This is a genomic window from Pseudoxanthomonas sp. 3HH-4 (assembly GCF_006716465.1).
GTDB lineage: Bacteria > Pseudomonadota > Gammaproteobacteria > Xanthomonadales > Xanthomonadaceae > Pseudoxanthomonas_A.
In genome coordinates this window covers 922,499-944,916 of sequence record NZ_VFPB01000001.1, presented here as the reverse complement: position 1 = coordinate 944,916, position 22,418 = coordinate 922,499, and the positions used below count along the sequence as shown (strand labels likewise).

Sequence of the window (22,418 nt, the reverse complement as noted above, 5' to 3'; positions counted from 1 at the left end):
CCAGCAGGGTGAAGCCGTCCGTCCGCGCCCTGGAGCCCAAGGGCCTGGTGGCGGTCACCGGTGAAGTGGCGCAGCGGAATGCCACGGTCGCGGGCGCAGGCGCTTATTCGTTCTTGATGTCCGCATTGACGCTGTCGCCGCCCGCCTTGCCATCGGCGCCGAGGCTGATCAGGTCGAAGCGCTGTGTTTCGCCGGGGATGCGGTATTCAATGGGATTCTTCCATGGATCCTGCAGTTCGCTTTCCTTCGCGTACGGGCCCAGCCAGCCGGCCGCGTTGCCCGGCTGTGTCACCAGGTCCGACAGCTGCGTGGGGTAATGGCCGGTATCCAGTTGGAAGGTCTCGACCTTGCCGGACAGCGTCTGCAATTGCGACTGCGCCAGCTTCACCTTGCCGCTGTCGGCGCCGCCCATCACGCGGCTGCCCACCAGCACCAGGATGCCACCGATCAGCACCAGCACGATGATGATTTCCAGCAGGCTGAAGCCCTGCTGCGACCTGGGGGAATGGAACGCGTTCATGGTGCGCATGCGGGACATGGTGGCGGGCTCTCCAGTGTTCTCAATTGATGGCGCCGGTCAGATCGTACAGCGGGACCAGCACGGCGACGATGACGATGCCCACGACGCCCGCCAGGACCAGCGTGATGGCGGGCACCAGGGCGGCCAGCATACGGTCCAGCACCTGAGCGGTTTCCTGCTCGAAGGTTTCGGCCGTCTTCAGCAGCATGCTGTCCAGGGCACCGGACTCCTCGCCCACCTGGATCATCTGCAGGGCGAGCCGCGGAAAGCGCTTGCCCTTGGCCAGCGACGCGGACAGGCCGTGGCCGTTCTTCACATCCTCGGCGGCGGCATCGACATCGGTCGCCAAGGCACGATTGCCCAGTACGTTGCGGGCGATGCCCAGCGCCGTCAGCAGCGGCACCCCGTTTTTCAGCAACGTACCCAGCGTGCGCGCCAGGCGCGCCGTTTCCAGCCGGGCCAGCAACGGTCCCGCCAGCGGCCTGTCCAGCAACCATGCATCCAGCCGGCCACGGAATACGGGATCGCGGCGGCGACGGTCGAACCAGAGCACCGCCAGCAATGGCAACGCGACCAGCACGAACCAGAAATCGCGCACGAAGCTGCCAACCCACAGCACGCCGCGCGTGAACCACGGCAGCGCGACATCCAGGCTTTCGTACATCACCGCGAACTGCGGGACCACGTAACCCAGCAGGAACAACAGCGCCAGGCCGACCACCACCAGCAGGATGGCCGGATAAACCAGCGCATTGACCACGCGCCCCTTCAGCGCGCGGCTGCGCTCGAGGTAATCGCCCAGCCGCTGGAGCGTATCGTGCAGGCTGCCACCCGCTTCGCCCGCGCGCACCATATTGATGTAGAGGCGGGAAAAGAGGCCATGCTGGCGGTCCAGTGCGGTGGACAGCGGCGCACCGCCACGCACGGCGTCGCGAACGTCGCTGATGACCCGCCGCGCCTTGTCGTCTTCGGGCAGGTCCAGCAGGATGCCCAGCGCACGATCCAGCGGCTGGCCTGCGCCCAGCAACGTCGCCAGTTGCTGGGTGAACTGCACCAGCCGGCCACCCGCAAACGCGTTCGGCCGCCACAACTGGCCCCAGCTGCGCCCACCTCCGGCAACGGCCAGCGCGGCCTCGACCGGCAGATGGCCCTGCTCCTGCAGGCGCGCCACCACCTCGGCGTCGCTGGCGGCCTCCATCTGGCCTTCCAGCATCTCGCCGTGTGAATCAAGTGCCTTGTAGCGGAACAGCGGCATGCGGGACGTTGGTCGGAGAATGCGCAAAGTTACCGCATTCCGCCGGGCAACGTCATGCAGGGATACGCGAGTGCGACATGAAACGGCCCCGGCATGCCGAGGCCGTCGCATCGCACCCGCACTTGCCTCACGGCGCGGTGAAGCTTCCCCTCAGACTGACGTTGGCGAACTTCGTCTTGCCCACCAGCGACACGTAATACGTGCCCGCCTGCGGCGCAGCGATGTTGATCACCTCATTGTTGCCGGGGCGTGCCGACCGCAGATCGTAGTTGGTCGCCGTGGCCGCGCTGCCGAACTTCACGTAGACATCGGCATTGCCGCTGCCCCCATAGCTGATGAACGACAGACTGGTGGCGCCGGCAGGCACGACGAGGGCGTACTGGATGACGGCGTCCTTCGCGCCCGTGTTGCCGCCGACGGCCACGTTGTTGGTCAGCAAGGTCGCCGCCGGAGGCTCGCCGCCATTGATGACGGCCTGTACCGCAGCGGCCGCATTGACGATGCCCGCACCGATCGGCCGATTGGCAGGTGGCGCGACCGGGAACGGACGCGCCGTCGACTTCAACGTGGCCAGCACCTGCGCAGGCGTCAGCGGCGTATCGGCGACGCTCTGCATCAACGCGACGACCGCCGCCACGTGCGGCGCGGACATGGAGGTACCACCCAGGCCGAAGTAGGTCTCGGTGGTGGGCACCGTTGCGCCCTCGTTGCCGGTGGACCAGACGTAGCCACCCGGATTGCCGTCCACGCCGCCGCCACCGCCCGGCGCCGAAATGTCGACACGCGTGCCATAGTTGGAATACGAGGCGATGCCGCCGGTGATGCGCGTCGCGGCCACGGTGATGACGCCGGCGCAGTTGCCGGGCGAGTATCCGCTCACGTTGCCGGCATCGTTGCCCGCCGCCACGACGACCGTGCTGCCGTTCGCGATGGCCAGGTTGAACGCATTCTGTTCAACGGTGCTGCAGGCACCCGATCCGCCCAGGCTCAGGTTGATCACTTCCGCGGGATTCGCGTTGGCCGGCACCCCGGCGACGGTGCCGCCGGACGCCCAGATCACCGCATCGGAAATGTCCGAGGTGTAGCCGCCGCACCGGCCCAGCACGCGCGCCGGCACCACCTTCGCATCGAACGCGCCGCCCGCCATGCCCTTGGCGTTGTTGGTCACTTCCGCAACCGTTCCCGCGACATGGGTACCGTGCCAGCTGCTGTCCTGCACCGGCGAGCCGGCATAGCATTCGCCCGCCACCGGATTCCAGTCGCCCTCGTCGCGCGGATCGGCATCGCGGAGGTCGCCATCGCGGGACACGAACGTGTCGCTGATGAAATCGTAGCCGGGCAGGATGTTCGCATCGAGATCGCTGTGCGCGGTGATGCCGGTGTCCAGCACCGCGACCACGACGCCCGCACCGGTCGCGTTGTCCCACGCAGCCGGCAGATTGATGCCGCCGACCGGATCCTTGAAGTGCCACTGATACTGGTTGTAATAGGTGTCGTTGGGGACGAGGCGCGCATAGCGACGCGCGTCCACCTCGGCGAACTCGACGTCCGGGTCGGTTGCCAACTGACGCAACAGGCTCTCCGCCTCAACGCGGTCCAGCCTGCGCGAGGTCTGCACCAGTTCCGCACCGATGCCTAGACGGCGCAACTTCGCGGCGCTTACCGCCTTGCCGTTCGCGGGACCCAGCGCGGCACGCGATACCGCGCCCACCAGTGAGCGCTGCAGCGTCGCGTTGCTGGCGCGTGCGCTGCTGCCATCGCGGTATTTCACGATGAACCGGTCGTAGGTTTCGCCATCGCGGAGACCGGCGGTACTGACATCGCCCGCGGATGCCGCGCCTGCGAAGGCACCGAAGGTGAAGATTGCGGCAAGTGCAGCAACGAGGGGACGACGACGCGAACGGTTGAATGAGGAATATGAATTCACTTGACCTGCTCCATGTCTGCAAGGAAGAACGAACTGGGTAACCCGTTTACTACGTGCTTACTCAACGACTTGCGGTTTCCATTTCAAGCGGATCGTGCAGGTACCCCTGTTTACCTGCCACGACACTCTTCACGCGACGGGAACACGTTGTGCACACCGCCTACACATGGCGTTAACGCCTTGTTTTCAGCCGTTTCGTCGCGTTCCGCCGAACGTAGCAAATCTCTCGCAAATTGCACAACGCAGATGTAGTGTTCGATCACACGGAGTTTTTTTGCATCATCTCGGGATGAGGGGATGGGGAATGCGGGAATCTTTATTCGACGCGACATCTAGCTTCGCAGATTCGCTTGCACGTCTTTTCCGCGACGTGCCCGTTTCGTGTTCGTTGCGCCAACGGCGGCACACCCCGGTGCCGACGTTGGATGTCCGCAGTTCTTTCCTCCTCGTTTCCGCTGCTTCGTGCGACCCGGCCATGCGTCTCCCCTGTCGCGTGCCGCGCTGTCTGTTTCCCTGACGTTATCCGCCTCGAAACCCCGTGCCGCGAGGCCCGGGTGCTGTCGTATTCCCCCGAAAACACAGAATGAAGGACGTGATCCATGAACAGGATTTACAGCAAGGTGTGGAACCCTTCCCTTGGCATGCTGGTGGTGGCCTCGGAGTTCGCGCGGCGCGCGCACGGCGTGATGTCGTCCGGTGCGCGCGTGCGTGCGCGCCTTGGCGTGACGCTGCTGATCTCGGCCCTGCTTGCCGGTGCTCCGTTCGGCGCGGCATTGGCGCATGACAAACAGAAGGGCCAGCCGCAGAACGACAAGCCTCAGATCGGAACGGGACCCGCCTACTGCGTGGATGCACGCGGCAATCCGATCAAGGACGGACGACCCGGCGAGAATGCGGTCTCGTGCGGCGACGGCGTGGATGCGTCCGGTCGCCATGCGGTCGCGGTCGGCTACAAGAGCATTGCCAACAAGGCGGGAGCGACCGCCGTAGGCGGTTACGCCGAAGCCACGGGCGTGAATGCCACCGCCGTCGGTTACGACAGCAGCGCGACCGCGCAAGGCGCGACGGCGCTGGGCAGCCAGAGCAACGCCGCCGGTGCGAATGCGACCGCCGTCGGCACCCAGGCGAACGCGGCGGGCGCGGGTGCCAGCGCGATCGGCACGGGAAGCCAGGCGACCGGTGCCTATGCCGGCGCCTTCGGCAGTTCCTCCACCGCATCGGGCACGCAGGCCTTGGCGGCCGGCCACACCAGCACCGCCACTGGCATTGCGACCGTCGCGATCGGCGGCTTCGCCAACGCATCGGGCGATTTCGACACAGCGGTCGGCTACGGCGCCGATGCCAGCGGCGGCGACAGTACGGCTCTGGGTTCCGGCTCCATCGCGACGGGCTACAACAGCGTGGCGGTCGGCGGTTCGCTGCTGGGCTTCCTGCCGACGGAAGCGTCGGGCGATTTCTCCACTGCGGTCGGTGGCGGCGCGTGGTCACCGGGCACCAATGCCACCGCCATCGGCAACCTCGCATCGGCGACGGCCGACAACAGCGTGGCGCTGGGTGGCGACTCGGTTGCCGATCGCGAAGACACGGTATCCGTCGGCAGCGCAGGTAGCGAGCGTCAGATCACCAACGTCGCCGCCGGTACTGAAGGTACCGACGCGGTGAACGTCGATCAGCTCAACGCCGTCGCCGACGCCGCTGAAAATGCCACGCGTTACTTCAAGGCGAACGGTGCCAACGATGGCACTGATGACGCCACGGCCAGCGGCGACTACGCCACGGCGTCCGGCTCGGCGGCACTGGCCGAAGGCGTCGGTGCGACTGCGACGGGCTCAGGCGCGTTCGCACTGGCCAACGGGGCGACGGCGACCGGCTTCAATGCCACCGCGACCGGCGAGAACAGCATCGCCAGCGGTGCGGGTGCGCAGGCATCGGGATCCGGCGCGGTCGCGGTCGGCGGACAGCGTCAGTTGTTCGACGAGAACGGCGATCCGCTGCTCGATGAAGACGGCAATCCGGTCTACGCAAGCACGGAGGCTACGGCAGACGATGCTACGGCCTTGGGTGCCGGCGCAGTCGCCAGCGACATCGGGGCGACGGCGACGGGCGCAGGCGCGAATGCGTCCGGTGCGTATTCCTCCGCGCTCGGTACTGAGGCCGCTGCATCGGGCATCCAGGCGACGGCCGTCGGCTTCCGCAGCGATGCTTCGGATGATGCCGCCTCTGCCATCGGCAGCTACAGCAGTGCCTCCAACTTCGGCGCCTCGGCGTTCGGCTACGGGGCCGAGGCCAGCGGCAACAGTGCAACTGCGCTGGGCTTCGGGGCGGTCGCCAGCAACTTCGATTCCACCGCACTGGGTTCCAACTCGATCGCCAGCGGCGACAACAGCGTGGCCGTCGGTGGTGCGTTCTTCGGCTTCATCCCGACCGAAGCCTCGGGCGACTACTCCGTCGCGGTCGGCGGCGGCGCATACACGCCCGGTTTCAATTCGGTCGCGCTGGGCAACCTTGCGACTGCCGAAGCGGACAACAGCGTCGCCATCGGTGGCGATTCCGTGGCGGACCGTGAAGACACGGTCTCCGTCGGCAATGCCGGCGGTGAGCGACAGATCACCAACGTGGCGGCCGGCACCGAGGGCACCGATGCCGTCAATCTCGATCAATTGACCGCCGTCGCCGACGCCTCCGAAGACGCCACCCGCTACTTCAAGGCGAACGGTGAAGGCGATGGCACCGACGACGCCACCGCCAACGGCGACTACGCCACGGCGTCCGGCTCGGCGGCTTTCGCCGACGGCATCGGCGCAACGGCGACGGGCTCCGGTGCGTTTGCGCTGGCCGACGGTGCAACGGCCACCGGCTTCAACGCAACGGCGACCGGCAGCAACAGCGTCGCCAACGGCAGCAGCGCCGAAGCCAGCGGCGAATCCAGCATCGCGATCGGCGGACAGGTGGATGCCTTCGATGCCGATGGCAATCCGATCACCGTCAACACGGTGGCCTCTGGCCTGGGCGCCACGGCGGTCGGCTCCGGCAGTCTGGCGTCGGCCCTCGGCAGTTCGTCGTTCGGCGTACTCAGCGAAGCGAGTGGCGAAGCGAGTTCCGCCTTCGGTTACGGCAGCACGGCGACCGGCTCGTATGCGTCCAGCTTCGGTCATGCGAGCGGCGCCACCGGCGACTACAGCGTGGCCGTCGGCGGCCCGGCGGACCTGATCCCCGGCTTCGGTTTGTTCGTCTACACGCAGGCAAGCGGTTTCAGCGCGGCGGCCTTCGGGTCCGGCGCGATCGCGGCGGGCGACTACAGCCTGGCAGCCGGCAGCCTGGCCGAAGCGTCGGGACTGGAGAGCACGGCGGCTGGTTTCTTCTCCTATGCGCCCGGCGATTACGCGACGGCGCTGGGTGCGGAATCGTGGGCCAGCGGCGACAACAGCACAGCGGTCGGCTTCTACAGCACGGCGCTGGGCGACAACAGCGTGGCGCTGGGCGCCAACTCGACGGCGGACCGCGACAACACCGTGTCCGTCGGTGACGTGGGCAGCGAACGCCAGATCACCAACGTCGCCGCCGGTACCGAAGGCACCGATGCGGTGAACGTCGATCAGCTCAACGCCGTCGCCGACGCCTCCGAAAATGCCACGCGTTACTTCAAGGCAAACGGCGCCAATGATGGCACCGACGACGCTACCGCTACCGGCGACTACGCCACGGCCTCCGGCTCGGCGGCATTCGCCGAGGGTGTCGGTGCGACCGCGACGGGCTCCGGCGCGTTTGCACTGGCCAACGGGGCGACGGCGACGGGTTTCAATGCCACCGCGACCGGTGAGAACAGCGTCGCCAGCGGTGCGGGTGCGCAGGCATCGGGATCCGGCGCGGTTGCGCTCGGCGGACAGCGTCAGTTGTTCGACGAGAACGGCGATCCGCTGCTCGATGAAGACGGCAATCCGGTCTATGCCAGCACGGAGGCGACGGCGGACGATGCGACGGCCTTGGGTGCCGGCGCGGTCGCCAGCGACATCGGGGCGACGGCGACGGGCGCGGGCGCGAATGCATCCGGCGCGTATGCCTCCGCGCTCGGCACCGAGGCTTCTGCATCGGGGATCCAGGCAACGGCCGTCGGCTTCCGCAGTGATGCATCCGACGACGCCGCTACCGCCATCGGTGGCTACAGCAGCGCCTCCAACTTCGGCGCCTCGGCCTTCGGCTACGGGGCCGAGGCCAGTGGCAACAGCGCCACGGCGCTGGGCTTCGGGGCGGTCGCCAGCAACTTCGATTCCACCGCGCTGGGTTCCAACTCGATCGCCAGCGGCGACAACAGCGTGGCCGTCGGTGGTGCGTTCTTCGGCTTCATCCCGACCGAAGCCTCGGGCGACTACTCCGTCGCGGTCGGTGGTGGAGCCTACACGCCCGGCTTCAATTCGGTGGCACTGGGCAACCTTGCGACTGCCGAAGCCGACAACAGCGTCGCCATCGGCGGGGATTCCGTCGCGGATCGCGAAGACACCGTCTCGGTCGGCAGCGCAGGCAGAGAGCGCCAGATCACCAACGTCGCTGCAGGCACCGAGGGAACCGATGCGGTGAACCTGGACCAGTTGAACGAAGTTGCCGACGCCTCCGAAAACGCGACGCGCTACTTCAAGGCGAACGGTGCCAACGACGGTACGGACGACGCCGTGGCCAACGGTGACTACGCCACGGCCTCAGGCTCGGCGGCACTCGCCGAGGGCGTCGGTGCGACCGCGACGGGCTCCGGCGCGTTTGCACTGGCCAACGGGGCGACGGCGACGGGTTTCAATGCCACCGCGACCGGTGAGAACAGCGTCGCCAATGGTGCTGGCGCGCAAGCCTCGGGCGCAGGTTCCATTGCCCTGGGCGGACAGCGTCAGCTGTTCGACGAGAACGGCGATCCGCTGCTCGATGAGGACGGCAACCCTGTCTATGCCAGCACCGAAGCGATGGCGGATGACGCCACTGCGGTGGGTGCCGGTGCTGTCGCGGCCGAGAGCGGGGCAAGCGCCGTCGGCGCGGGCGCGAATGCCTCCGGCGCCTACTCCACCGCACTGGGCACGGAAGCTTCCGCGGCGGAGACGCAGTCCACGGCGGTCGGCTTCCGCAGCAGCGCGGATGGACTGGCCTCCACCACGGTCGGCGGCTACAGCAACGCGGGCGGCGACTTCGCCTCGGCGTTCGGCTATGGCGCCGACGCGGCGGGCAGCGGCGCGACCGCGGTGGGCGAAGGCGCGAGTGCCGGGGGCGAGGAGAGCACGGCGGTCGGTGGCACCACGTTCTTCGGCCTGATCAACACGCGTGCAAGCGGCACGGGCGGTTCCGCCTTCGGCAACGGCGCCTGGGCCACCGGCGAGTACAGCACGGCCATCGGCCACAACAGCTACGCCGACGGTGACGACAGCGTGGCGCTGGGCGTGAACTCGGTGGCGGGCGCGACCAACAGCGTGGCGATCGGCGCCAATTCGTGGAACGACCGCGACGATACGGTGTCGGTGGGCGACATCGGCAGCGAACGCCAGATCACCAACGTCGCGGCCGGCACCGAAGGCACCGATGCGGTGAACCTCGATCAGCTCAACGCGCTGGCCGAGGCATCGGAGAACGCCACGCGCTACTTCAAGGCCAATGGCGCGGGGGACGGCAGCGATGATGCGACCGCGACTGGCGACTACGCGACGGCATCCGGTTCGGCCGCGCTGGCCGAGGGCGTCGGTGCGACGGCCACTGGCTCGGGCGCCTTCGCCCTTGCCAATGGCGCAACGGCCAGCGGCTTCAATGCCACCGCAACCGGCGAGAGCAGCGTAGCGAACGGCGCAGGTGCGCAGGCGACCGGCGCGGGATCGGTCGCGATCGGCGGACAGCGGCCGCTGCTCGACGAGAACGGCGATCCGCTGCTCGATGAAGACGGCAATCCGGTCTACGCCAGCACGGAAGCGACGGCGGACGATGCGACGGCCTTGGGCGCGGGTGCCGTGGCCAGCGACACCGGCGCGACCGCGACCGGTGCGGGCGCGACCGCGTCCGGTGCCTACGCCACGGCGTCCGGCACGGAAAGCGCCGCATCGGGCCTGCAGGCCACCGCGAACGGCTTCCGCAGCGATGCCTCGGGGGATGGTTCGGCTGCCATCGGTAGTTACAGCAGCGCCTCCGCTTTCGCCGCATCGGCCTTCGGCTATGGCGCAGAGGCGTCGCAGGAGAGTGCGACCGCGCTGGGCTTCGGCGCAGTGGCAAGCAACTACGACGCCACGGCGCTGGGCTCGAACGCGATCGCCAGCGGCGACAACAGCGTGGCCGTCGGTGGTGCGTTCTTCGGCTTCCTGCCGACCGAAGCCTCCGGCGACTACTCGGTGGCCGTGGGTGGTGGCGCCTACACGCCGGGCGTCAATGCGGTGGCCGTGGGCAACCTGGCCACGGCCGAAGCCGACAACAGCGTTGCCATCGGTGGCGATTCCGTTGCCGATCGCGAGGACACCGTATCGGTCGGCAGCGCCGGCAGCGAGCGGCAGATCACCAACGTCGCGGCCGGCACCCAGGCCACCGATGCCGTGAACCTGTCGCAGCTGAGTTTCGTCGCCAGTGCATTGGGCGGCGGCGCCGGCTTCTCCGGCGGCGTGTTCATCGCGCCGAGCTATACGATCCAGGGCACGTCGTACAACAACGTGGGCGCGGCATTCACCGCCGTCGACGCCAAGCTCAACGAGTTGTACGGGATGTACAGCGGATCGAGTAGCGGCACCACGGCATCCACCAGTGCGGCGCCGCCGACGCAGGCCAGCCAGGGCCATGTCGCCGGCGAAACGGCGTCCGCGCCGAGCACCGGCGGGACCGCGTCGACGCCGACACGCGGCACGGCGACGACCACGGATGCCGCCGGCAGCGGCGCCGTGGCCAGTGGCCAACCTGCGGTCGCGGCACCGACCGACGCCACCGCGGCAGCGGACGTGCCGGCAGCGGCCGCGTCCTACGCCGATGCGGGCGACGCCAACACGCTCAGCAGCGCACAGTCCTATACGGATCAATCCTCGGCGAGCACGCTGGCCAGTGCGAAGGCGTACGCGGACTTCCAGGTCAAGGCGCTGGAGGACGACTTCAATGCCTTCCGCGGTGACGTGGACCGCCGCTTCTCCGAGCAGGACCGCAGGCTCGACAGGATGGGCGCGATGAGTTCGGCGATGTTGAACATGGCGATCAATGCCGCGGGCAGCCGCAGCCCGCGTGGCCGCGTGGCCGTGGGTGCGGGCTGGCAGAACGGCGAGAACGCGCTGTCGGTGGGCTACTCCAAGCCGATCGGCGAGCGCGCGTCGTTCAGCATCGGCGGCGCGTTCAGCGGTGACGAGAAGTCGGCCGGCGTGGGCTTCGGCATCGACCTTTAAGTTCCATCAGTGCGACAGACAAGGGCCCGGCATTGCCGGGCCCTTGTTTTCTGCCGTGAGCCAGGACTCAGTCGCAGGCCATGCGGCCGGCAGGCAGCACACGAGGATTGCCCAGCGCGAAATGCTTCACGGGCTGTTCCCACATCTCGAACGAAGAAATGCCCGGCGTGACGCCGCAGCTGCTCGCGTAGGTGAACTGCTCACCATCCGTCGAGATGTAGAGGTCGAACTTGATCGCCACCGGCAAGGTGCTGCTGACCATCAGGGTGGTCTGTGCAGCGTCGCTACTGCGTGCGGCGCGCAGGTTGCCGGGTTCATCGCTGGCCGGCGCTGACGCCGTAACCTTGCCGTCGACGATCTCGACCTGCAGCGCCAGCGATGGCGATGCCGTGCCGACCGCGAAGCCGGCCGGGAGTTCGCCACGCGCCAGCGTCTTCGGCGCGGCCTTGCCGGCCGACGCGACGGCCGGTATCGCGCACATCGCCACCATCAGGCAGCCCGCAAGCATCCTGTTCATCGCCTCAGCCCTCCTCGGTCACGCGCAGCACTTCCTCGATGGTCGTCTCGCCGGCAAGCGCCTTGACGATCCCGTCCTCGTACATGGTGCGCATGCCCGAGTCGCGCGCGAGCTGTTCCAGTTCGCCCATCCCGGCGTGGCGCATGATGGCGCGGCGGATTTCGTCGTTCATCACCAGGAACTCGATGATGGTCGTGCGTCCAAGGTAACCGGTCGGCGCGATGGCGGAACCGCACGGTCGGTACAGGAATATCTCGCCCTGTGGCTGGAAGCGACGCAGGGCGAACTTCTCGATCTCTTCCGGCGATGCGGGGTATCGCTCCGCATGCGTGGGCTCCAGCCGCCGCACCAGTCGCTGGGCCAGGATACCGTTGACCGTGGAGGTCATCAGGTAGTCCTCCACGCCCATGTCCAGCATACGGGTGATGCCGCCGGCCGCATTGTTGGTATGCAGCGTGCTGAGCACCAGATGGCCGGTCAGCGCGGACTGGATGGCGATGCGCGCGGTTTCCAGGTCGCGCATTTCGCCGATCATGATGATGTCCGGGTCCTGGCGCACGATGCTGCGCAGCGCGTGGGCGAAGTCCAGCCCGATCTGCGGCTTGGCCTGGATCTGGTTGATGCCCTCGATCTGGTATTCGACCGGATCCTCGACGGTGATGATCTTGACGTCCGGCGTGTTGAGCTTGCTCAGCGCGGTGTACAGCGTGGTGGTTTTGCCCGAGCCGGTCGGGCCGGTGACCAGCAGGATGCCGTGCGGCTGCTCAAGCACTTTCTGGAACTGCGGCAGGAACGCATCGGTGAAGCCCAGCTTCTTGAAGTCGAACACCACCGTCTCGCGATCCAGCAGGCGCATCACCACGCTTTCGCCATGCGCGGTGGGCATGGTGCTGACGCGAAGGTCCAGTTCCTTGCCCTGCACGCGCAGCATGATGCGTCCATCCTGCGGCAGGCGGCGCTCCGCGATGTTGAGCTTGGCCATGATCTTGACGCGGCTGATGACCGCCGCGGTCAGGTTGGCGGGCGGACTCTCGCCCTCCTCCAGCACGCCGTCGATGCGGTAGCGCACCTTCAGGCGGTTCTCGAACGGCTCGATGTGGATGTCCGATGCACGCAGTTCGACCGCACGCTGGATCACCAGGTTGACCAGTCGGATGACCGGCGCCTCCGATGCCAGGTCGCGCAAGTGTTCGACATCGTCCAGGTCGGCGGTGGCTTCGCCGTCCGCGTTCTCGACGATGGCGCCCATCGCGCTGCGGCCCTGGCCGTAATATCGCTCGACCAGGTCGCTGATCTCCGAACGCAGCGCCACCCTGACACGCACGTCGCGACCGGTGGCCAGGCGCACGGCTTCCCGCGCGTAGGCGTCCTGCGGGTCCGCCATCAGCAGGTCGACGTGCGTTTCGTCCTCACCGACCGGGCAGACATGGAACTGCTTGAGGAAACGGAGCGAAAGCGCCACCGACTCGGGCGGCACGTCGGGCATGTCCTTCGCCGTCACCAGCGGCAGCCCGAGCACCTCCGCGGCCGTCTCCGCATGGTCGCGCTCGGACACCAGCCCCAAGCGCGACAGCAGCGACAGCAGGTCGCCCCCGGTCTCGTCCTGCAGGCGCCGCGCCCGCCCCAGGTCAGCTTCCTTCAGCCGCCCGCGGGCCAACAGGGCCGCGACGATGCGTTCGTCGTCGGAAAGCGGTGTGTCGAGCGCGGCAGCGTTCACGGGAGCCTCCTTCAGATTTCCGACTTTATCAGGTCGGCGTGCGTCGGCAGCCTGCGAACCGTCGTTCCGGGGAATTTTCCTGCGGCGCCGCAGCGACCGGGCGCTGGCGGCAATGGCCGCCGTCGGCTGTCAACCGGATGCCAACTGATGGGTGGGAGCCGGTGAACCACACCCTCGCGAAGACCCCATGGGGTCACCCCGAGAGAAAGCTTGTCAGTGAGATGGATGGAACCCGCATTATCGACACCGGCCATTTACTTGGCGAACGACAGAGGATCGCCCCTCATCACGACGACCTCGGAACTACTCTCGCTTCAAATGTTAATTGCATGAACTTCCGTGAACCGCTAGAAATCGAAACACGAGGCAGGGATCGAAACACATGAAAGGACGCGTAAATAAATCGCTGTGCTATTGCGCGTTGGCGGCCCTTCTTCTTGGCGCCTGCTCCAAGACCCCCGAGTCACCCGTCGCGAAGACCAACCCGAACCCCACGCAGCGTTACGAGATCACGGTGGGACTGGTCGATCCGCCCGCTGACATCAAGCGTATTTCTGGAGAAGCTCACTTCAGCATTCCGGATGTCGCCTGCATGCCCACGCCCGATCGCATTGCGGGATACACCCCAGGCTCCAGCTACATCAAGAATTTTTCCTTGACCTACGCCGGCGGCAATACCTACAAGGGCCACATTTTCCTCGACTGGCCCGTCGATGAGGATTACTACGGGCTTGGGGTATGCAAGTGGGAAATAAACACTGTCGGAGCAGTCATCGACTTTGGCGGGTACATGCAAAAACCCGTACTTTGGGGCGGAACCGACTTTCCCAGTGCTGGCCGCAAATGGTGGTGTCGCCGTCCCGACAGCCAGCGCATCATCGAAAATTGCACCTCACCCTCGGATCCGGAAAAAATCGAGCTGGAGAGCCGAGACTCCTGGCTTGTGATCCTCTCTGCCCACAGGAAGTGACATGCCCACCTTCACGGAAACCCACGCACGTCAGGCCGACGATGTGTACCGGCTGGACGGCTTCAAGCCACCCCGTCCCTATGAGGTCCGGACAGTCTACGAATCACCTTCCGGTTATCGTGGCGTCGTTTACAGAAACATGGAAAGTGGCGACTACGTGGTCGCCCACACCGGCACCGAGTTCGACACCGACAAGATTCGCGATGGACTGCTCACGGATGCCCAGATGATCCTGGTGGATGTGAACCAGCAACTGGATGATGCGCGCGATCTGGTGGAACTGGCCGTCAAAATGGCCAAGCGTGACGGTACTCGCGTCACCTCGACCGGGCATTCTCTGGGCGGATTCCTCACGCAGGCGACCTCGCATGAGTACGGAATCCCCGGTGAGACTTTCAATTTCCATCCACGACAAAGCACTGAGCATCATCACTGGAGCCACAAGATCATTCCCCTCCAAATGTTAGCTGCATGGCATACGGCGAATCGCTAAAAACGGCACAGGAAGCAGGGACCGAAACGCATGAACGGACGTGAAGGCCAATCGCTGCGCTACCCCACACTGCTAGCCCTTCTTCTCGGCGCCTGCGCGAAGACTCCGGAGTCGCCCGTCGCGAAGACCAACCCTAATCCTACCCAGCGCTACGAGATCACGGTGGAACTGATCGATCCGCCCCGTGACATCCAGAAGATTACCGGTGTTGCGCATTTTGGCGTCGGCACCCGGGCCTGCCTTCCCTACAGAGAGAAGATTGCCCGCGTCACGATTGGCGCCAACTACAAAAAGGAATTCGCCCTCATTCGCACGAGCGAGAGCACCTATAAGGGCCACATCTTCCTCGACTGGCCAATAGATGAGGACTACTACGGGCTTGGTGTGTGCAAGTGGGAGATAACCGGCGTGAATGCGATTCTCGCCCGGGGCAATGAGCTTACACAGACCCCCCGCCTCACCCGGACAGAAGTGACATCCCAATCCCGGAAGATTTCCTATTGCCGGAGAGACATGCGCGACAAATACGATTTCTCGTGCTTCACACCCATTGATGAAGCACTCATCAAGGAACTTGATTCCGTTTCCTACAAGGTAAGGATGTCATCGATAAAGGATTGAAATGACCACATTCACTGAGTCCCATGCCAGGCTATCCTATAAATCCTATGATCCTGGCAACACAGGTATAGATACGGATGCCTTTGAGCTTGTTATCGAGTCCAATCGAGCCTCCGGCTACCGAGGTTTCATCTTCAGAAACAACATAACCAAGGATTATGTAGTAGCCAACACAGGCACCGAATTCGACACCGACAAGATCCGCGATGGACTGCTCACCGATGGCCAGATGGTCTTGGCGGATGTGAACCAGCAACTGGACGACGCCCGAGACCTGGTGGAGCTTGCCATCGAGATGGCCAAACGAGACGGTACCCGCGTCACCGTCACCGGACATTCGTTGGGAGGATTCCATACCCAAGTCACGTGCCACGAGTACGGACTCAAGGGCGAGACGTTCAACGCTTATGGCGCAGCCGGACTCTATGACGTGCCCGTGGGCGGAAGCCAAGTGATCAACCACGTCCGTGCCACTGACATGGTTGGCGCGGCGAACCGACACTTCGGCGAGGTCCGCGTATACGCCACGCAGCAGGATGTAGACACCCTGCTCAGGCATGGCCCCTTGCCCAGCCAGCAGAACCGGTGGGGCCTGATCCAGGATCTGCGCGAACTGGGTCCGGATACGACACACGGTGCGGTCCAGTTCCACAGCGGACAGCGCAAGCCGGAAGAGCTCGCCATCTATGGTCCCAACACGATCATCAACAGTGAGAACCGCGCGCTCTACGAGCAACACAAGCCCGAGTTCGATGCCTACCGGGAGAGCATCCGCTCGGCTGCGGAGGACGTGGCGCTGGCGACGAAGCTCACCGGCGCGGGCATCGCCTACACGTCCGCGATCGGCTCCCAGTACGTGATGCACAAGGTCCGGCACGGCCTGATGGGCAACGAAGTTCACGACGAGCTGAGGGAGCTTCGACTGGCGGCGCAACGCGTGACGGACGAGAGAAATCGCGACTTCGTGCCGCCCGATCGACCACTGATCTATCGGGACGGTGCCGGCAGCCCCCTGGAGCAGATCGACGGGCGGATACAGGATCTTCGCCGCGCACCCACGGGGGAAGACAGCCAGTGCAAGCCGGAGCGCGGAAGTGGCTGGCCCTCGCGGTCCGCCAGCGATTCCACACCGTCGCCGGTCTCGCTACGCGATGACCCCCTCGCCTACATCCACCGCATGGTGGCCGCCTACGACGCCGGCGACCTGGGCGGCTTCCGCCGGATGACTCAGGTTGCAGCCAACGATCCTTATGCGAGGCGGGTAAGTGCGACTGCGGCGGGTCAGGTGGATGCCGAAGAACGACAGCAAGCGCTGCTGGCACAGGTCGCCGAGCAACAAAGTGCGGAGCAGAGGCAGGTCGCGGTGTCGGCCGGCATCGCACGCACGATCTGACGCTAACGTTGCCAAGGAAAGCAGGATGGACACCGACCGGATCACCGACCTCGTCGCCAGTGTGTCAGCCCTCATGGAGCGGTTCGAACGCCGTACGCAGCAGATCGAGGGCAGCTTGCAGGCTGCGCATCGGCAGCTCCACGATCTCTCGCAACAGTTGCCTGAAACGCTCCGTCGGGCGGCCGATACGGAAATGCAGCATCTGCAGGACAGTGTCGTGAGCGCCGTGGATGCAGGCATCGGACAATCCGTCTCGATCTACCAGACACGTCTGGAAACGTCGGGACAGGATGTACGGCAAGCCTCGCATGCACTGGCGGCGCAGATCCACGCCGCGCGCACCCTCCATCGGCATCTGCTATGGAAGGTCGTCGGCGTCTGTCTCGCCAGTCTCGCCCTGATCGTTCTGGGCGGCGGCTGGCTTTCCAGCCACTACTACGACGAGATCCGCCGCCACCAGCTATCGGCGCAACTGCTGAAAGCCTATGACGCCGCCGATGTGACCCTGTGCGATGGCAGGCTGTGCGCCAACATCGACCCGAAAGGCGAAGCGTTTGGCGATGAGGACCAATATCGTCCGGTCCGGGATCGCCCGTGAGCGCCCGGATCGGAAACCCTCAGCGCCTGCTCACCCCACCCACACCCGCGCGTTGCGGAACATGCGCAGCCACGGCGAGTCCTCCGGCCAGCCGGCCGGATGCCAGCTGTGGTTGGCGGTGCGCGGCGTGCGCTCGGGGTGCGGCATCAGGATGGTGGCGCGGCCGTCGTCGCTGGTCAGGCCGGTGATGCCGTCGGGCGAGCCGTTGGGATTGAGCGGATACGCCGTCGCGACCACGCCATCGCCGTCCACGTAGCGCAGTGCGACGCGCGCCGCGGCCTGGTCCACCGCGCTGGCGAACGAGGCGCGGCCTTCGCCGTGCGCCACCGCCACCGGGATGCGCGAGCCGGCCATGCCGCGGAAGAACACCGACGGCGACTCCTGCACTTCCAGCAGCGCCGTGCGCGCTTCGAACTGTTCGCTCTGGTTGCGCAGGAACACCGGCCAGTGCTGCGCGCCCGGGATGATGTCCTTCAGCTGGCTCATCATCTGACAGCCGTTGCAGACACCCAGCGAGAACGTGTCGGTCCGCGCGAAGAACGTCGCGAAGACATCGCGCAGCGCATTGCGCTCCAGGATGGAGGTCGCCCAGCCACGCCCCGCGCCCAGCACGTCGCCGTAGCTGAAACCGCCGCAGGCAGCCAGGCCGCTGAAGTCCGCCAGTGACACACGGCCCGCGATCAGGTCGCTCATGTGCACGTCGAACGCGTCGAAACCGGCGCGGGTGAAGGCCGACGCCATTTCGATCTGGCCATTGACGCCCTGCTCGCGCAGGATCGCGACCTTCGGGCGTTTGCCCGTGGCGATGAACGGCGCAGCGACATCGTCACCCGCATCGAACGACAGCTTCGGTTTCAGCCCGGTGCGGCCGAACTGGCGCGTGGTCTCGCGCTCCTCATCGGCCGTCTCCGGGTTGTCGCGCAGCTTCTGCATCGCATGCGTCACCGACCACCAGGCATCGAACAGCTCTTCCCAGCGCCACTCGGCCAGCACGTCACCCTCCTGCTGCACGCGCACCACGGCGGCGGTCGTCGGGCGCGCGATGCGCTGCGCGCACTCCGTCAGCGCATGGTGTTCGATCAGGTCGGCGAAGGCGGCACGATCCTCGTCGGCCACCTGCACCACCGCGCCCAGTTCCTCGGCGAACAGCGTGCGGAAGGCATCGTCGCCCCAGCCGTCCAGGTTGATGTCCAGGCCCCGATGCGAGGCGAATGCCATCTCGCACAACGCGGCGAACGCGCCGCCGTCGCTGCGGTCGTGGTACGCCAGCAGCAGGCCAGCTTCGCGTGCGTCGGCGATCAGGTGGAAGAAATCGCGCAGACGCTGCGGATCATCGAGATCGGGCACGCTTTCGTCACGACCATCGCCAGCGAACGCCGGCCACGCGCCCTCGCCGCCCGACTGCGGATACACCTGCGCCAGCACGGAACCGCCGAGGCGCTTCTTGCCCGCACCCAGGCCGATCAGCCACAGCTCGCTGTCGTCTTCGCGCGACAGCAGCGGCGTCAGTTGCTGGCGCACGTCGGTGACGGGCGCAAACGCGCTGATGATCAGCGAGACCGGCGAGACGGAGCGGTGATTCGTGATTCGTGATTCGTGATTCGAAGAAGCAGGGGCGCGTGCGACCGCCGGCTCCTGCTGTTCACGAATCACCAATTCCGAATCACCAATTACGCTCCACTGCGCCTGCATCGACAGCGAGTCCTTGCCCACCGGGATGCTGATGTCCAGGTCCGGGCACAGTTCCATGCCCACGGCCTTCACCGCGTCGAACAACAGCGCGTCTTCGCCCGGATGCCCGGCAGCCGCCATCCAGTTGGCGGAAAGCTTCACGCGATGCAGCGATTCCACCGGTGCGGCGCACAGGTTGGTGATCGCCTCGCCGACCGCCATGCGGGCAGCGGCCGCGGTATCGAGCAGCGCCAGTGGCGTGCGCTCGCCGATGGCCATGGCTTCGCCGACGTAGCCTTCATAGCCGCTCAGCGTGATGGCGCAGTCGGCCACCGGCATCTGCCACGGGCCGACCAGCTGGTCGCGTGCGGTGAGTCCGCCGACGCTGCGGTCGCCGATGGTGATCAGGAACTGCTTGGAGGCGACCGTGGGATGCGCGAGCACGCGCAGGCCGGCTTCATGCAGGTCCAGCCCTGCGGTCTGCAGGGCGGGCCATTTCGGTGCATCCGGGTATCCGGTGTCGCGGTGCATCTTCGGCGCCTTGCCGAACAGCACGTCCATCGGCAGGTCGATGGGGGCATCGGCAGGCGTGTTGCCCGGCGTCGCCCCATAGGCCACGACGAGATGCTCTTCCTTCGTCGCCACGCCCACGGCGGCAAACGGACAACGCTCGCGTTCGCACAGTGCCGCGAACTCGGCCAGCCGCGCCTGCGGCACGCCGAGCACGTAACGTTCCTGCGATTCGTTGCACCACAGCTGCATCGGCGACAGCGAGGGATCGTCGCTGGGCACCTTGGCCAGGTCGATCACGCCGCCGACGCCGGAATCGTGCAGGAGTTCGGGGATCGCGTTGGACAGACCGCCCGCGCCGACGTCATGGAACCACAGGATCGGATTGTCCTCGCCCATCGCCACGCAGCGATCGATGACCTCCTGGCAGCGACGCTCCATCTCGGGGTTGTCGCGCTGCACGCTGGCGAAATCCAGCTCTTCGGCGCTCTCGCCGGAGGCCACCGAGCTGGCAGCACCGCCGCCCAGGCCGATCAGCATGGCCGGACCGCCGAGCACGATGACGGCATCACCGGCCGACAGCGTCTTCTTCTCCACCTGGATGCGGTCGATGGCGCCCAGGCCACCGGCCAGCATGATCGGCTTGTCATAGGCACGGGTCAGACCTGCGCCTTCGGGCAGCTCGAAACTGCGGAAGTAGCCCAGCAGGTTCGGGCGGCCGAATTCGTTGTTGAACGCGGCACCGCCCAGCGGGCCGTCCAGCATGATCTCCAGCGCGGGCGCCATGCGCGGGTTCAGCGCGCGGGGCGCCTCCCACGGCTGCGGCAGCGTGGGGATGCGCAGGTGCGAGACCGAGAAGCCGGTCAGGCCGGCCTTCGGCTTGCCGCCGCGGCCGGTCGCGCCCTCGTCGCGGATCTCACCACCGGCACCGGTGCTGGCACCGGGGAACGGCGCGATCGCGGTCGGGTGATTGTGTGTTTCGACCTTGATACAGAAGGCCGAATCCAGCGTCGCCTCGAGGCGGTACTGGCCGCTTCCGTCCGGACGGAAGCGCGCCGCCGGGTAGCCTTCGACCACCGCGGCGTTGTCGCTGTAGGCGCTGAGCGTGTGCTCCGGCGTCTGCGCGTGGGTGTGCTTGATCATCCGGAACAGCGAGCGGTCCTGGTCCTTGCCGTCGATGGTCCAGCTCGCGTTGAAGATCTTGTGGCGGCAATGCTCGGAATTGGCCTGCGCGAACATCATCAGTTCAACGTCGGACGGATCGCGGCCCAGCTCGGCGTAGCGCGTGCGCAGGTACTCGATCTCGTCATCCGCCAGCGCCAGGCCGAGGCGGGCGTTGGCCGCTTCAAGCTGCGCCAGCGGGATGCGCTCCAGTTCGCCGCGGGCGGGTGCGGTGAACAACGCCTGCGCCTGGTCGCGGCCGGCGAGCAGGGACTGCGTCATCGGGTCGTGCAGCGCCTTGGCCAGCGCCGGCTGGCCGTCGTCCCAGCCTTCAAGATCGATGCGCAGGCCGCGCTCGACGCGCTTCACCGGCTGGCCGGCGCCGCGCAGCAGCTCGGTGGCCTTGCTCGCCCACGGTGACAGGGTGCCCAGGCGCGGGGTGACGAAGCGCGAAACTGCCCCATCAGCCAACACCGCATCCGTCTCACCCGCCTGCAGGATGCGGCGCAGTGTGGCCAGGTCCGGAGTCGCACCGGCCTCGGGTTCGATGAAATAGACATGCCAGGCGCCGCGAACACGCACCTTTGGAGCGTGGACATCGGATGCAATCGACTGGAGCTTGGATTCGAGCCGCGCGCGGCGGAAGTGCGACAAGGCCGATTGGCCTTCGAGGACGATCATGTCCGGAACCGTGGGGCGTAGCCGTCAGGACGGGGCCCGCTATTGTAGCGAAGCCGGCGCAGGGCCGGCTTCGTCGGGATCACGGGGCGGCGCCTGCTGCTGCGGCCGGGGCCTTTTTCGCGGCCAGTTCGTCCAGCTTGGCCCTAAGTGCGGCCGGCGGCAGGTAGCCCCCCAGCTGGACGCCCTCGGCCGAATAGATGGCCGGAGTGCCGCTGACGCCGATGCGCTGGCCCACGTCGAACTCCATGGTCACGGGGTTCTTGCAGTCGCGCGGAGGGATCGACTTGCCGGCCTTGGCGTCGGTCAGCGCGCGCTTCCGGTCCGGCGCACACCAGACCGAGATCATGTCCTTGTGGTCCTGGCTGCCCAGGCCCATGCGCGGGAACGCCAGGTATTCCACCGCGATGCCGAGACGGTTGAGCTCGCCCACTTCGCCGTGCAGCTTGCGGCAATAGCCGCATTCGATGTCGGTGAACACGGTGACGGTGTACTTGGCATTCGGGGGCGCGAACACGATGCGTTCGGCATGCGGAATGGTCGCGATCAGCTTGCTGCGGTAGCCGGCAAGCGCCGGGCTGGTCTGCATCAGATCCTGCTGCTGGTCCAGGTCCAGAACGGTGCCCTGCATCAGGTAGCGCCCATCGTCACTGATATAAAGCAGCTGGCCGCCCGCGATCACCTCGCGGAAACCCGGCAACGGTGCGGCGCCGACGTACTCCACCTTCGCCTGCGGATTGAGTTGGGCGATCGCGGAACGGGCACGCTCATCGGGGGTGGCGCCCACGCCGGCCTTGATCTGGCGCACCGCCGCCTGCGGCGTGGCGGCCGCGGCATCGCCCTGGGCGGGCGGCTGGGGGGCCTGCGCGCAGGCGGTCAGGCTCAGGGCACCCAGAAGGGCGGCAGTCATCAGGCGGGGCATCAAGGGCATCCGGGGTACGCCGCAGCGCGGCTGGGTGGCAGGAACAGACGGCGATTCTGGCACAAGGCGCCGCGCAAGCGGCTTAATCG

General features: G+C 66.5%; 13 protein-coding genes. 6 read left to right on the top strand and 7 right to left on the bottom strand.

Annotated elements, in window-relative coordinates; genetic code table 11:
* Nucleotides 1-103: 103 nt before the first annotated feature.
* The 3 genes from gspG to FB548_RS04190 all read right to left on the bottom strand — a co-directional run bounded on the left by gspG (nucleotide 104) and on the right by FB548_RS04190 (nucleotide 3,702).
* Nucleotides 104-529 carry a type II secretion system major pseudopilin GspG gene (gene gspG, locus FB548_RS04200; RefSeq protein ID WP_142123470.1) on the bottom strand — a complete coding sequence of 142 codons (426 nt, stop codon included), beginning with the start codon at nucleotides 527-529 and terminating at the stop codon, nucleotides 104-106.
* Between the two features lie 31 nt (nucleotides 530-560).
* Nucleotides 561-1,775, bottom strand: a complete 1,215-nt coding sequence (locus tag FB548_RS04195) for a type II secretion system F family protein (RefSeq protein ID WP_142123469.1) — start codon at nucleotides 1,773-1,775, stop codon at nucleotides 561-563.
* 127 nt (nucleotides 1,776-1,902) lie between these two features.
* Nucleotides 1,903-3,702 (bottom strand): S8 family peptidase, encoded by a 1,800-nt coding sequence (locus FB548_RS04190; RefSeq protein WP_255470300.1) that lies wholly within the window; start codon nucleotides 3,700-3,702, stop codon nucleotides 1,903-1,905.
* A 599-nt stretch (nucleotides 3,703-4,301) separates the two neighbouring features.
* On the opposite strand from FB548_RS04190, the gene FB548_RS04185 reads away from it, so the two are divergent.
* Nucleotides 4,302-11,078: an ESPR-type extended signal peptide-containing protein gene (locus FB548_RS04185; RefSeq protein ID WP_142123468.1), complete on the top strand. Its 6,777-nt coding sequence runs from the start codon at nucleotides 4,302-4,304 to the stop codon at nucleotides 11,076-11,078.
* A 67-nt stretch (nucleotides 11,079-11,145) separates the two neighbouring features.
* Here the strand turns inward: FB548_RS04185 and FB548_RS04180 are convergent, their stop codons facing one another.
* Together FB548_RS04180 and gspE are read right to left on the bottom strand one after the other, a co-directional pair.
* Nucleotides 11,146-11,595 (bottom strand): hypothetical protein, encoded by a 450-nt coding sequence (locus tag FB548_RS04180; protein WP_142123467.1) that lies wholly within the window; start codon nucleotides 11,593-11,595, stop codon nucleotides 11,146-11,148.
* Nucleotides 11,596-11,599: 4 nt separating this feature from the next.
* Nucleotides 11,600-13,312, bottom strand: a complete 1,713-nt coding sequence (gene gspE / locus FB548_RS04175; RefSeq protein WP_142123466.1) for a type II secretion system ATPase GspE — start codon at nucleotides 13,310-13,312, stop codon at nucleotides 11,600-11,602.
* 382 nt (nucleotides 13,313-13,694) lie between these two features.
* On the opposite strand from gspE, the gene FB548_RS04170 reads away from it, so the two are divergent.
* From FB548_RS04170 to FB548_RS04150, 5 genes are read left to right on the top strand one after another with little or no spacing between them, the layout of a single operon-like run.
* Nucleotides 13,695-14,282, top strand: coding sequence for a hypothetical protein (locus tag FB548_RS04170; RefSeq protein ID WP_142123465.1), 588 nt, complete (start codon nucleotides 13,695-13,697; stop codon nucleotides 14,280-14,282).
* A gap of 1 nt (nucleotide 14,283) precedes the next feature.
* Complete coding sequence (locus FB548_RS04165) at nucleotides 14,284-14,775, top strand: hypothetical protein (RefSeq protein ID WP_142123464.1); 492 nt, start codon at nucleotides 14,284-14,286, stop codon at nucleotides 14,773-14,775.
* A 30-nt stretch (nucleotides 14,776-14,805) separates the two neighbouring features.
* The gene (locus tag FB548_RS04160; RefSeq protein WP_142123463.1) at nucleotides 14,806-15,396 is read left to right on the top strand and encodes a hypothetical protein; all 591 of its coding nucleotides are present in this window, start codon (nucleotides 14,806-14,808) and stop codon (nucleotides 15,394-15,396) included.
* A gap of 1 nt (nucleotide 15,397) precedes the next feature.
* Complete coding sequence (locus tag FB548_RS04155) at nucleotides 15,398-16,789, top strand: hypothetical protein (protein WP_142123462.1); 1,392 nt, start codon at nucleotides 15,398-15,400, stop codon at nucleotides 16,787-16,789.
* Nucleotides 16,790-16,814: 25 nt separating this feature from the next.
* Complete coding sequence (locus FB548_RS04150; protein ID WP_142123461.1) at nucleotides 16,815-17,387, top strand: relaxation protein; 573 nt, start codon at nucleotides 16,815-16,817, stop codon at nucleotides 17,385-17,387.
* 30 nt (nucleotides 17,388-17,417) lie between these two features.
* Here FB548_RS04150 and purL read toward each other — a convergent pair whose 3' ends face one another.
* Entirely contained in the window at nucleotides 17,418-21,410 is a 3,993-nt protein-coding gene (purL, locus tag FB548_RS04145; protein ID WP_142123460.1) for a phosphoribosylformylglycinamidine synthase, read from the bottom strand.
* Nucleotides 21,411-21,489: 79 nt separating this feature from the next.
* Nucleotides 21,490-22,329, bottom strand: coding sequence for a DsbC family protein (locus FB548_RS04140; protein WP_142123459.1), 840 nt, complete (start codon nucleotides 22,327-22,329; stop codon nucleotides 21,490-21,492).
* Nucleotides 22,330-22,418 lie beyond the last annotated feature (89 nt).